General features: G+C 70.7%; 11 protein-coding genes. 10 read left to right on the top strand and 1 reads right to left on the bottom strand.

From position 1 onward, the window contains the following. Nucleotides 1-5: 5 nt before the first annotated feature. Entirely contained in the window at nucleotides 6-1,226 is a 1,221-nt protein-coding gene (locus tag BIX52_RS05580; RefSeq protein WP_075220207.1) for an aminopeptidase P family protein, read from the bottom strand. Nucleotides 1,227-1,545: 319 nt separating this feature from the next. Here BIX52_RS05580 and BIX52_RS05585 point away from each other — a divergent pair, with 319 nt between their 5' ends. From BIX52_RS05585 to BIX52_RS05630, 10 genes are all read left to right on the top strand, one after another. Then, entirely contained in the window at nucleotides 1,546-2,454 is a 909-nt protein-coding gene (locus tag BIX52_RS05585; RefSeq protein WP_075219911.1) for a LysR family transcriptional regulator, read from the top strand. 128 nt (nucleotides 2,455-2,582) lie between these two features. Then, nucleotides 2,583-3,521: a dihydrodipicolinate synthase family protein gene (locus tag BIX52_RS05590; RefSeq protein ID WP_075219912.1), complete on the top strand. Its 939-nt coding sequence runs from the start codon at nucleotides 2,583-2,585 to the stop codon at nucleotides 3,519-3,521. A gap of 67 nt (nucleotides 3,522-3,588) precedes the next feature. Then, nucleotides 3,589-4,344, top strand: coding sequence for an SDR family NAD(P)-dependent oxidoreductase (locus tag BIX52_RS05595; protein WP_075219913.1), 756 nt, complete (start codon nucleotides 3,589-3,591; stop codon nucleotides 4,342-4,344). A 171-nt stretch (nucleotides 4,345-4,515) separates the two neighbouring features. Continuing rightward, complete coding sequence (locus BIX52_RS05600) at nucleotides 4,516-6,003, top strand: amidase family protein (protein WP_075219914.1); 1,488 nt, start codon at nucleotides 4,516-4,518, stop codon at nucleotides 6,001-6,003. Further along, on the top strand, nucleotides 6,003-7,544 hold the full coding sequence (locus BIX52_RS05605) for a M81 family metallopeptidase (protein WP_075219915.1): 1,542 nt from the start codon (nucleotides 6,003-6,005) through the stop codon (nucleotides 7,542-7,544). The genes BIX52_RS05600 and BIX52_RS05605 overlap by 1 nt, the downstream gene beginning before the upstream one ends. Beyond that, nucleotides 7,541-9,040: an ABC transporter substrate-binding protein gene (locus tag BIX52_RS05610; protein WP_083660025.1), complete on the top strand. Its 1,500-nt coding sequence runs from the start codon at nucleotides 7,541-7,543 to the stop codon at nucleotides 9,038-9,040. The genes BIX52_RS05605 and BIX52_RS05610 overlap by 4 nt, the downstream gene beginning before the upstream one ends. Nucleotides 9,041-9,155: 115 nt before the next feature. Further along, a complete protein-coding gene (locus BIX52_RS05615; protein ID WP_075220209.1) occupies nucleotides 9,156-10,076 on the top strand; it encodes an ABC transporter permease in 921 nt (306 codons plus the stop codon). Then, a complete protein-coding gene (locus BIX52_RS05620; protein WP_075219916.1) occupies nucleotides 10,073-10,945 on the top strand; it encodes an ABC transporter permease in 873 nt (290 codons plus the stop codon). Before BIX52_RS05615 ends, BIX52_RS05620 begins: the two co-directional genes overlap by 4 nt. After that, nucleotides 10,942-11,934, top strand: a complete 993-nt coding sequence (locus BIX52_RS05625; RefSeq protein WP_075219917.1) for an ABC transporter ATP-binding protein — start codon at nucleotides 10,942-10,944, stop codon at nucleotides 11,932-11,934. Before BIX52_RS05620 ends, BIX52_RS05625 begins: the two co-directional genes overlap by 4 nt. Then, entirely contained in the window at nucleotides 11,931-12,929 is a 999-nt protein-coding gene (locus BIX52_RS05630; RefSeq protein ID WP_075219918.1) for an oligopeptide/dipeptide ABC transporter ATP-binding protein, read from the top strand. The genes BIX52_RS05625 and BIX52_RS05630 overlap by 4 nt, the downstream gene beginning before the upstream one ends. Nucleotides 12,930-12,953: the final 24 nt, after the last annotated feature.

Consider the following 12,953-nt stretch of genomic DNA (forward strand, 5'->3'; position numbering starts at 1 on the left):
CCGCCTCACGCGGCGACGACGTTGGCGCCCGGACCATAGGGGAAGCCGGTGATGTTCTCGGCCCCCGCCTCGGTCACGACCAGAATGTCGTGCTCGCGGTAGCCGCCGGCGCCGGGGGTCCCCTCCGGCACCCACAGCATCGGCTCCATCGACACCACCATGCCGGGCTCCAGCACGGTGTCGATGTCCTCGCGCAGCTCCAGCCCCGCCTCGCGCCCATAATAGTGGCTGAGCACGCCGAAGGAGTGGCCGTAGCCGAACGAGCGAAAATGCAGGAGCCCCGCATCCGCGAACAGGCGGTTCACCTCGGCGCAGATCCCCGAGCACGTCGCCCCCGGCTTGATCAGCGACAGGCCCAGCTCATGCGCTGCCACGTTCGCCTCCCATAGCCTCAGCGATGCCGCGTCCGGCTCGCCGAGGAAGAGGGTCCTTTCCAGCGCGGTATAATAGCCGGAGATCATCGGGAAGGCGTTCAGGCTCAGGATGTCGCCCCGCTGCAGCGCCCGCGTCGTCACCGGATTGTGCGCCCCGTCGGTGTTGAGCCCCGACTGGAACCAGCACCAGGTGTCGCGCAGCTCGCTCGCCGGATAAGCCTCGGCGATGGCGAACTCCATCGCGTCGCGCCCCGCCATCGCCACGTCGATCTCGCGCGTGCCCGGCCGGATCGCCGCCTTCATCGCCGCCCCGCCGATGTCGGCGATCCGCGCTCCGCCGCGAATGAGCGCGATCTCCTCGGCGGACTTCACCAGCCGCCTCGCCATCGCCGCCGGGGCGATGTCGGCCAGCGTGTCCACATCCAGCGCCGCCAACAGCGCGTCGGACGCCGCCAGCGTCAGGTGGTCGCCTTCCACGCCGAGCCGCTTCACGCCGCGCGTCAGCCCCGCCACCGCGGCCCAGAAGTTGCCGCGCGCCCAGTCGGTATAAATCACGTTGTCGCAGTGGGACCGGCGCCACGGCTGGCCGGCGTCGATGTTCGGGGTCACCGTCGTCGCCCGGTCCGCCGTCACGACGCAGCCGAAGGCCCGGCCGAAGCTGCAATAAAGGAAGCCCGTATAATAGCAGATGTTGTGCATCGAGGTCAGAAGCACCGCATCCAGCTCGGCCTCCGCCATGATCGCACGAAGGCCGGCCATCCGCCGCTCATACTCGGCGCTGGAGAAGGGCAGCTCCGCCCGCTCCCCATTGTGACATGTAAAGGTCTGCGGCCGATCGTTCACATCGCGCATCGCCATATCCTCAGCTCGAGGCCGGACGGCGACGCCGCCTGCGCCTCGCAATCCGGGCGTACAGGACGGTGGACCCCTCGCCGCGGCCGGACGAACCGCCACACGCGATGACCCGCGCACGAGGCAGCCTCCGCGACGCCATCGCGGGCCCGATGCACACCCCTCGCGTAGCCGAAGCCGCGCGCCGGATCAATCGCCGCACAGGCGCGACGCCGTGCCGATTTCCAGCGGATGCATGGGAAATTGACTTGCTATCAAAAGTACAAAGAGGCGAGGGTCCGGCGCCGCAACGGAGTGCCACCGGAGAGACGCCCCACCCGTGCATCTGCGCCAGCTCGAAGCCTTCCGCCTCACCGTGGAGAAAGGCTCCATCACCAAAGCCGCCGAGGCGATGGGACTGTCCCAGCCCGCCGTCACCAAGCTCGTCGCCGCGCTCGAAGCCCACCTCGGCTTCGCCCTCTTCGAACGCTGCGCCACCGGCGTTGTGCCGACCCCCGAAGGCGTCGCCTATCACGGTGAATTGGAACGCGCCCTCCTCGGCCTCGCCCGGCTGGAGGAGGCCGCTCGCGAGATCCGCGGCCTGAAACGCGGCCACGTGCGCATCGGCACCATGCCCGCCCTCGCCGCCGCCTATACGCCCGACGTCATCTGCCGCATCAAAGCCGACCATCCGGCCATGCGCGTCAGCCTCGACGTCTACACCGCCCAGCGCGTCATCGACCTGACCGCCGCCGCCGCCTTCGACATCGGCTTCGCGCACCTGCCCGAACGCCGCTCAGACGTCGAAGTCATCGCCAGCTTCAGCACGGACTGCGTCGTGGCGATGCCTCCGGACCATCCGCTCGCCGTCACAGAGGCCGTCTCCGCCCACGACCTTGCCGATGTCGCCATGGTCGCCCTCGGCCAGCACACCACCATGGCCCCCATCCTCGACGGCGCGTTCGCGGAAGCCGACGTCGCCCGCTCGATTTTCGCGGAATGCCAGCCGAGCTTCGCCGCCTGCGCCCTCGTCGCCCGCGGGGCCGGAGTGGCCATCGTCGACCCCCTCACCCCCACCATCTTCGCGGCCGAGTCCATCGTCACCCGCCCATTCGCGCCCGCCGTGCGCTTCACCTTCCGCATGGTTCGCCCGGTCGGTGTGCCGCACTCCCATGCCGCCCGCGTCGCCGTCGATGCCGCGCTCGCCGCCGCCGAGGACAACCCGCTCATCACCTGCGCGAAGGATTAAAGCCATTCCGATCGGTTATGCGATCTTCGCTTTTTTGAATTTGACGGCATAATCGGCCCCTCCATAGTCTCGACCCGACCAAGGTTCACGCCAGCGTCACAGCGCGCGGGCACAAGGGAGGGATTGCCATGGCCCATGTGAAGCCGACCGGATCGTTCGTCGCGCTCGTCACCCCCATGAACGCCGACGGGTCGATCGACTTCGAAGGGTTCCGCACCCTCCTCGACTGGCATGCCGCCAACGGGACCACCGCCGTGCTCATCATGGGCTCCACCGGCGAAGTCTCCATGCTGTCGCCGGACGAGCGCCGCGCCATCATCTCCGAAACGGTGAAGATGCGCCCCGGCGCGATGCAGATGTACTATGGCTGCACCGGCACCAACACCGAGGCGACCATCGCCAACGTGCGCTACGCCGCCGCCGAGGGAGCGGACGGCGCCATCATCGCCGCGCCCGCCTACATCTGCGCCGACAATGACGCGATCCGCGAATATGCCGCCGAGGTGCTGGACAGCGCCGACCTCGCGATGGGCTTCTACAACAACCCGCCGCGGGTGAAGACGGACCTTCATTGGACCGACATCCTGGCGCTCGCCGACCATCCTAACATGGTCGTCCTCAAGGAGAGCACGACGCGGGTCGGCCAGGTGGCGCAGGTCTGCGCGGCCAAGCCGGACATGTCGATCATGTGCTGCTGCTCGCCCAATCTCGGCCTCGTCATCCCCACCATGGCGCTAGGCGGCCACGGCACGGCCAACATGACCGGCAACCTCATCCCGCGCGAGATGGCCACCATCTCCACGCCCTGGACCTCCGGCGAGGACGCCTTCGCCTGCCGCGAGGCGTGGCTCACCAACCTGCCCGTCCTCCACTTCGCCTATTCGGCCATCAACCCGGTCGCGGTGAAGACGCTGATGCGCGCCATCGGCCTTCCCTCCGGCCCGCTGCGCAAGCCGCTGCGCCCGCTGGACCCGGCCGCGCTCGCCAAGGGCATCGCCACCCTGGAGGCGCTGGAGCTCGACAAGGCCTACGGCTTCACCCTGCGCCCCTCCCTCGCCGCCGAATAAAAAAGCGGCGTCACCTTCAACGGGGCCGCCTGCAGTGCGGCCCGCCCTCAAAGGACCAGAACCCAGCGTGGCGATTGAACGCACCGTCGTGATCACCGGCGCGGCGAGCGGCATCGGGGCTGCCACGGCGCGCCGCCTCGCCGCTCCCGGTACCGGCCTTCTCCTCACCACCCGCGCCAATGGGGACGGCCTCGCCGCCGCCGCGGACGCCGCCCGCGCCGCCGGGGCAAAGGTCGAAACCATGCTGGGCGACCTCACCGACGAGGCCACCGCCGCCGCCCTCGTCGCCACCGCGCGCGACCGGTTCGGGCGGATCGACGGCATCGTCTCCAACGCGGGCAAGGCGGCCAAGGCGAAGGTCGCCGACATCGCGGGTGAGGACGTGCTCGGCGCCGCCCGCCTCGCCGCGCTGCCCTTCCTGGCCCTCGCCAACGCCGCGCGCGCCGACCTCGTCGCCTCGCCCGCCGGGCGCATCGTCGCCGTCAGCTCCTTCGTCGCCAACGGTTTCGGCATCAACGGCACGCTCTTTCCGGCCACCGCCGCGGGCAAGGCCGCGCTGGAGGCGCTGGTGAAGGCGCTCGCCTTCGAGCTCGCCCCGACAGGCGTCACGGTCAACGCCGTCGCCCCCGGCTTCACCCGCAAAGACGGCGGCCACGCCGCACTCGGCGCCGAGGCCTGGACCGCCGCGGCCAAGGCGACGCCGTCGGGCCGCATCGCCGAACCGCAGGACATCGCCGCCGCCATAGCCTTCTTCCTCAGCGCCGAGGCAGGGCATGTCACCGGCCAAGTGCTGCGCGTGGACGGAGGTCTTTCGCTGTTGTGACGGGCGCACAAATATCACTGCCACTTCAAGCGGACTGTATAACAATCCCGGCAACCAAATTGCATGGGTGTTCATGACCGCCGCCGCCCGGACCGGACCTCTCCCTCTCGCCGCCGGGTGCACCACCCCCTCGACCGGCGCGCCCATCGCCCGCGCGCCAGGAGCCCCTCGATGACCGACCTCGCCGCCCTCTCCGCCACCGGAATGACCGCCGCCTTCGCGGACGGCTCCCTCTCGCCGGTGGAAACGCTGGAGGCGGTCGAGGCCCGCGCCCATGCCTCGCAGCCGGTCCTCAACGCCTTCTGCCGCTTCGACCCCGAGGGCGCGCTCGCCGCCGCCCGCGCGTCCGAGGCCAGGTGGAAGGCCGGCACACCGCTCGGCCCGCTCGACGGCGTTCCCGTCAGCGTCAAGGACATGATCCTCACCAAGGGCATGGCGACGCTGAAGGGCTCGCTCACCGTGGACCCCGCCGGACCGTGGGACGAGGACGCCCCCGCCGTCGCCCGGCTGCGCGCCGCCGGGGCCGTCCTCTTCGGCAAGACGACGACGACCGAGTTCGGCGGCAGCCCCTACTCCACCAGCCCGCTCACCGGCCCCACCAACAACGCCTACAACCCCGCCTACGGCAATTGCGGCTCGTCGATGGGCGCCGCCGCACAGCTCGCCGCCGGCATCGGCCCTCTGGCGCTCGCCAACGACGCCGCGGGGTCGATCCGCATGCCGGCGAGCTTCGGCGGCTGCTTCGGCATCAAGCCGAGCTACGGCCTCGTCGCCAACTATCCGCCCAGCGCCGCCGGCAATCTCGGCCACGTCGGGCCGATGAGCTGGACCGTGGCCGACGCCGCCGCCATGCTCGCCCTCATCGCCGGGCCCGACCCGCGCGACCCCGACGCGCTGCCGCCGCAGCCCGCCGCCGACATCGCCATGCTCACAGGCGCCGCGCGCGAGGCCGGCGTCCGCGGCCTCAGGATCGCCTACTCGCGCGACCTCGGCCTCGTCGCGCCCGAGCCGGAGGTCGCCGCCGCGGCCGACGCCGCGGCCGCCGTCTTCGCCGAGCTGGGCGCCCACGTGGAGGAGGCGACCCCCAACCTCTCCGGCCTGTTCGACGCTTACGACACGCTGCGCCTCACCCACCGCGCCGCCGGGATCCTGGCATTGCCGCCGGAGGAACGCGCCAAGCTCGACCCGGTGGTCGCCCGCGTCGCCGAGATGGCGGAGCACTATACGGTGTCCGACTACATCCGCGCCTGCAACGAGCGCATGCGGCTGAAGCGCGTGATGCTGGACTTCCACGCCCGCTACGACATCCTGCTGACGCCCACCATGGCCGTCCTGCCGCACCGCCAGGGCATCGCCCAGGTTCCCGGCGACCGCCATTGGTACGAGATGAACGGCAAGATCTGGGCGCCCTACACCTTTGCCTTCAACATGACGCATCAGCCGGCCGCCAGCATCGTCTGCGGCCTCACCGGCGAAGACTCGCGCGAGGCGCCGGGCTTGCCGATCGGCCTGCAGATCGTCGCCGCCCCGTTCGCCGATGCTCTGGTGCTCGCCGCCGCCGCCGCGTTCGAGGCCGCGCGCCCGCCGCTGCGCCCCGTCTTCGGCGCGCCCCCCGCGGCCCAGGGAACGACCGTCCCCCAGGGCGGGGCCGTCGCCTGATGCGCATCGCGGTTCTGGGCCTGGAGCACGAGACCAACACCTTCCTCCCCACCACTACGGGATACGAGGACTTCGTCGCCCCCGGAGGCTGGCCGCCGCTGTCGGTGGGTGACGACGTCCTGAGCGCGCTGGACGGATCGGGCGTCGCCGCGGCGGGCGCCATCGAAGCCGCGAAGGCCGCCCGCCTGCGCAACGACGCGGTGGAGCTGGTGCCGATCCTGTGGACCATCGCGCTCCCCGGCGGTGTCGTCACCGACGATGCGTTCGACCGGCTCGCGGACGAGATCAGGCGCCGGCTCGCGGCGGCCCACGCCGAAGCCCCGTTCGACGGTGTCTTCGCCGAAATGCACGGCGCGATGGTCACCCAGAGCCATGACCACGCCGAGGAGGCGCTCGCGCTCATCATCCGCGAGGTCGTCGGGCCGCGCATTCCCGTCGCCGTCGCGCTCGACCTCCACGGGAACATTTCGGACGGCTTCCTCGACGCGGTGTCGATCGTCGAGGCCTATCGCACCTATCCCCATGTCGACATGAAGGAGACCGGGGCCCGGGCGATGCGGCGGCTGATCTCCAAGCTCGTCGCCGGGAGGAAGCCGCCGACCAAGGTCACGGTGCGCCCGTCCTTCCAGATCGCCCTCACCTGGCAATGCACGCTGTTCGGGCCGGGCCGCACCGCCGTCTCCGAGGCCGAGGCGCTGATGGCCGCGGACCCTGCGCTCGCCATCGCCACCTTCTTCGGCTTCCCCCTCGCCGACATTCCGGGCGCCGGCCCGACCATCGTCGCCCAGCACCAGGACCCCGCCGCCGCCAGGGCCGCCGCCGACCACCTCGCCGCCCTGTGGCACACGCTGGAGCCGCAATTCGACGGACCCTTGCCCGACGCGGCCGAGGCGGTGTCCGAGGCGATGCGGCTTGCGGCGGCGCCGGGCGACGGTCCCGTCGTCATCGCCGATACGCAGGACAATCCGGGCGGCGGCGGCCCCGGCGACACCACCGGCCTCCTCGCCGCCCTCCTCACCGCCGACGCGCCCGCGCTTCTCGTCCACATCGCCGACGCCGCCGCCTGCGAAGCCGCCCATGCCGCGGGGCCGGGCGGGACGATCGACATCGCCATCGGCGGCCGCGCTATGCCCGAAACCGGCGACCCCGTGCCCGGCCCGTGGACCGTGGTCGCCACCGGCGACGGCACCTTCACCGGCGAGGGGCCGATGTACGGCGGCAACCGCATCACCCTCGGCCCGGTCGCCTGCCTCGCCAAAGGCCGCGTTCGCGTCATCGTCGCGCCGAAGCGGATGCAGGCGTCCGAGCCGGCTCTCCCCAAGCACCTCGGCCAGGACCCGGTCGCGGCGGAGATCCTCGCCGTGAAGAGCTCGGTCCACTTCCGCGGCGCGTATCAGAACGCCGCCCGCGCCATCATCGTCGCCAAGGCTCCCGGCCCCGTCACGGCCGACCTTTCCGACCTTCCCGCCCGCCGCCAGCAGCGCCCCGCCGCAGGCCGCCGCCCCGCTGCCGACTTTTCCCGAATGGAGGACCACCCGTGAAGTTTCATGCATCCCTCGCGCTGGCCGCTCTGGTCGCCGCCTCCCCGGCGATGGCCGGCCCGGACGACAACTCGCTGACCATCGGCCTCGGCGAAGAGCTCCCCGGCTTCGACGGCTACACCTCGACCTCGCGCGACGGTGTGGTGATGACGCGCCACCTGTTCGACACGCTGATCTGGCGCAATCCGGAGACGTTCGAGTACGAGCCGCTGCTCGCCACCGAATGGTCGCGCATCGACGACAGGACCTACGAGTTCAAGCTGCGCGAGGGCGTCACCTTCACCGACGGCTCGCCCTTCGCCGCCGACGACGTGGTCGGCACCCTCACCTATTGGTCCAACCCGGAGAACGGCGCCCGCTCGCAGTCGTCCGTGTCGTGGATCGAGACGGTCGAGGCGGTCGACGACATGACGGTACGCATCGTCTCCAAGGAGCCCTTCCCGGCGGCGCTGGAGTTCGTCGCGGGTTCGCTCCCCATCTACCCCTGGGACTATTTCGAGGAAGTGGGCGCGGAAACCTTCAACCGCGAGCCCGTCGGCTCCGGCCCTTACAAGCTGGAGACGGCCCAGGGCGGCACCACCACCCTGTCGATCAACGAAACCTACTATGACAGCCCGAAGGCGGCCTCGATCGAGACGCTGATGATCCGCACCATCCCCGACGATGCCACCCGCATCGCCGAGCTTCTGGGCGGCGGCATCGACTGGACGTGGAACGTGCCCGCCGACCAGGTGGCGCAGATCGACTCGGTGCCCGGCCGCACGGGCGTTCTGGGGTCCACCATGCGCATCGCCTTCATCGGCCTCGACGCGGCGGGCCGCACCGGCGAGGGCAACCCGCTCACCGACGTGAAGGTGCGCCAGGCGATCAACCACGCCATCGACAAGGCCGCCATCGTCGCCAATCTCGTCGGCGGTGACGGCGAGGTGATCGACGTTCCGTGCTACCCGATGCAGTTCGGCTGCGACGTCGACGCCGCCGTCACCTACGACTACGATCCCGAGAAGGCCAAGGCGCTCCTCGCCGAAGCCGGCTTCGCGGACGGTCTCACCGTGTCGATGACCTCCTACCGCGACCGCGCCCGCGCCGAGGCGGTGCAGGCCTATCTCGCCGCCGTCGGCATCACCGCCAACCTCGAGATGCTGCAGGCCCGCGCCTCCTTCTCCGGCTGGCGCGAGGGGCAGACCGAGGTGTGGTACGGCGATTGGGGCTCCTTCTCCATCGCCGACGCGCAGGCCTCGCTCGGCAACTTCTTCGACGGATCGTCCAACGACGGCTTCCGCGACGAGGAGGTGATGGCGCTGGTGGCCGAGGCGGCCGGAACCGTCGACGAAGAGGTGCGCAAGGCCAACTATGCCGAGGCGATCAAGCTGATCACCGAGCGCGCCTACATGGTGCCGATGCACACCGTCGTGATGGGCTACGCCTACGATTCGGCGCTGAACTTCACCCCGAACGTGGACGAGATCCCGCGCTTCTTCACCGCCTCCTGGTAAGTCACGCTGAACGTCCTATGAATGAAAGGGCGGCGGTCCTGCCGGGCCGCCGCTTCTCAACATCGGGCCGGAGCGCCCCGATCCGACCCGCTTGTCAGACAACACGTCCGAGGCCATGCTGCGTTTCCTCTTGCAGAGATTGATCGTTGCCGCCGCGGTGGCGCTCACCGTGTCGGTGATCACCTTCGTGCTGTCGCACGTCGCCATCGACCCGGCCGTCGCCGTCGCGCCCGACAGCGCGACCGATGCCGACATCGCCGCGATCCGCGCCCAGTACGGCTTCGACCGCCCGCTGCCGGTGCAATATCTCGGCTATCTCGGCGACATCGTCACCCTCGACCTCGGCACCAGCTACCTCACCGGCGAGCCTGTGGCCGGGATGATCGCCGAGCGCGTGCCGACGACGGCGCTCCTCGCCGTCTTCTCCATCCTCTTCGCGCTGGCGCTGGCGATCCCGCTCGGCGTTCTCGCCGCGTCCTTCCCGAACACCATGATCGACCGGCTGTGCCTCCTCCTCGCCGTCGCCGGGCAGGCCATTCCCAACTTCTGGGCCGGGCTGATCCTCATCCTCATCTTCGGCGTCAACCTCCAATGGCTGCCGATTTCGGGCTCTTCGTCGCTCGCCCATTTCGTGCTGCCTACCATCGCGCTCGGCACCTTCGCCATGCCGGCACTGATGCGCCTGACGCGGGCCGGCATGCTCGACGTACTGGCGTCCGACTTCGTGCGCACCCACCGCGCCATGGGCCTCGCCCCAGCCGCCATCCTGTTCCGCTGGGGCCTGTCCAACGCGCTCCTGCCGGTGATCTCGCTCACCGCGGTGCAATTCGGCTTCATGCTCGGCGGGTCGATCATCATCGAAAGCGTGTTCGCCATCCACGGCGTCGGCTATCTCGCGTGGCAGTCCTTCTCGCGGGCAGACATGCCGGTGATCCAGGCGATCGTGCTCCTCGTCTCGCTCGCCTACATCGTCCTCACCCTCGCCGCCGATCTCATCAACGCGTGGATGGACCCGCGCATTAGGAGCGCGGCGTGAGCGTCCCGGCCGCACAGGTGCGCCGCCCGGCCCGCTGGCGCGCCGCGCTCACCCACAAGAGCCTCGTCATAGGCGGCGGCGTGGTGCTCCTCATCGCCATCGCGGCGATCCTGGCGCCGGTGCTGACCCCGTTCGACCCCGCCCAGCCGGACATCGCCAACCGCCTCAAGTCGCCCTTCTGGATGGCCGATACCGTGCCCGGACATTATCTCGGCACCGACCAGCTCGGCCGCGACTACCTCACCCGCCTCCTCTACGGGGCGCGCATTTCGCTCGTCATCGGCCTCGTCGCGGTGGCGATCTCGGCCACCATCGGCATCACGCTCGGCCTCGTCGCCGGCTATTTCGGCGGCAAGGTGGATGCGGTGATCGGCTTTGTCATCACCACGCGCCTGTCGATGCCGCTCGTCCTCATCGCCCTCGCGGTCGTCGCCATCGCCGGCGGTTCGCTGACCACGGTCACGCTGGTCATCGGCCTTCTCATCTGGGACCAGTTCGCCGTCGTCACCCGCACCGCCACGCAGCAGGCCCGCTCGGCCGATTATGTGCGCGCGGCGGAGGCGATGGGGTGCTCCCTGCCGCACATCCTCGCCCGCGAGATCCTGCCCAACATCATGCCCGCCGTCATCGTCGTCGCCACGGTGGAGCTTGCCAACGCCATCCTCTTGGAAGCGGCCTTGTCGTTCCTCGGCCTCGGCGTTCAGGCACCGCTCCCGTCGTGGGGCCTCATGCTGTCGGAGGGGAAAAACTTCATGTTCTTCGACCCCTGGCTGATCACCCTTCCCGGCCTCTGCCTCGTCACCCTCACCATGGCCATCAACCTGATGGGCGACGGCCTGCGCGACGCGCTGCGGAGCGGCCGCCGATGAGTGCGCTCACCCTGCTCGACGTCGACAATCTCTGCGTCACGCTGCCCACCGCGTCCGGCCCGCTGTCGGCGGTGCGCGGCGTCTCGCTCAGCCTGCGGCGCGGCGAGACACTCGGCATCGTCGGCGAATCGGGCTGCGGCAAGTCGATGACGGCTCTTTCCCTGCTCAACCTTCTGCCGTCGGGCGCCAAGGCCACCATGAGCCGCTACGCCTTCGACGGGGAGACCGTCACCGGGCGCGGCAAACGGGGCATCCGCAACCTGCGCGGCAACCGCATCGGCATGATCTTCCAGGAGCCGATGACCGCGCTGAACCCGGTCTTCCCGATCGGCTCGCAGCTCACCGCCGTCTACCGGCGCCACAAGGGCGGGTCCGAGGCGGCCGCGCGCGAGCGGGCGGTGATGCTTCTGGAGCGTGTCGGCATCTCCAACGCGGCGGCGCGCCTGGCGCAGTTTCCGCACCAGCTCTCCGGCGGCCTTCGGCAGCGGGTGATGATCGCCATGGCGCTGATGTGCGAGCCGTCCCTCATCATCGCCGACGAGCCGACCACCGCGCTCGACGTCACCATCCAGATGCAGATCCTGAAGCTCCTCGCCGACATCAAGACCGCGTTCGGCACCGGCCTCATCCTCATCACCCACGACCTCGGCGTCGTCTCCCACGTCGCCGACAAGATCGCGGTGATGTATGCGGGCGAGGTGGTGGAGACCGGGCGCACGGCCGAGATCCTGGCCGCGCCGCGCCATCCTTACACGGTCGGCCTCTTGGGGAGCCTGCCGGACCCGTCGCGCACCGCGCCCGGCGCACCTCTGGCGACGATCCCCGGCACCGTGCCGTCGCTGATCGACCCGCCCGACGCCTGCGCCTTCGCCGACCGCTGCGCCCGCGTGCTGCCGCGCTGCACTGCCGCCGCGCCGGCGCTGCGGCAGGACGGGCCGGGCCGCTCCATCCGCTGCGTCAATCCCGAGCCCGCCGCGTGGGTGGCATGAGCGCCGCCGCACAGAAGCCGGAAGTGTCCGCCGCCGCCCCCGTGCTGGAGGCGCGCGGCGTCACCAAGGTGTACAGCGTTTCGGCCGGCCTCTTCGCAGCACCGCGCCCGCTGACGGCGCTGGCGGGGGTCGACCTTGCTATCCGCGCCGGCAGCGCCATCGGCCTCGTCGGCGAGAGCGGGTCGGGCAAGTCCACCCTGGCGCGGCTCCTCCTCGGCATCGAGCAGCCCACCGGCGGCGCGGTCTTGTTCGACGGCAAGCCCCTCGGCGCACTCAGCCGCCGTGCCGTCGCCCGCCGGGTGCAGCCGGTCTTTCAGGACCCGTTCGGCTCGCTCAACCCGTCGCATGGCGTGGCCGAGATCATCGGCCTGCCGCTCGCCGTCCACCGCGTCGGCGACAAGGCGGCGCGCGTCGCCGAACTGATCGACCAGGTGGGCCTGCCGCGCCGTGTCGCCGACGCCCGGCCGCGCGAACTCTCCGGCGGACAGCGCCAGCGCGTCGCCATCGCGCGAGCCCTCGCCATCCGGCCGGACGTTCTGGTGTGCGACGAGCCCACCTCCGCGCTCGACGTGTCGGTGCAGGCGCAGATCCTCAACCTCCTGGCGGACCTGCGGCGCGAGACCGGCGTCGCCCTCCTCCTCATCAGCCACAACCTGTCCGTCGTCGGGCACCTGTGCGAGCGGGTCGCCATCCTCTATCTCGGCCGCGTGGTCGAGGAGGGACCGGCGGCGGATGTACTGGCCGTGCCCCGCCACCCATACGCCAAGGCGCTGGCGGCCTCCGTGCTCAGCGTCGGCGGCACGGGTCTGCCGGACCTGGGGCTGGGGCAGGAGTGGCCGAACCCGCTCGCCATCCCCTCCGGCTGCCGCTTCCACCCGCGCTGCCCCTCTGTGGTGGACGCCTGCCGCGAGACCGACCCCGCCCTCACCGGCGTGCCGGGCGGCAGTGCGGACCGGCACACCGCCTGCCTGCGCGTCGCCGAGGGCACGCTGTGACGCGCTCCCCGCGGCGCGCTGAGC

Source organism: Acuticoccus yangtzensis, assembly GCF_001927245.1.
GTDB classification, from domain to species: domain Bacteria; phylum Pseudomonadota; class Alphaproteobacteria; order Rhizobiales; family Amorphaceae; genus Acuticoccus; species Acuticoccus yangtzensis.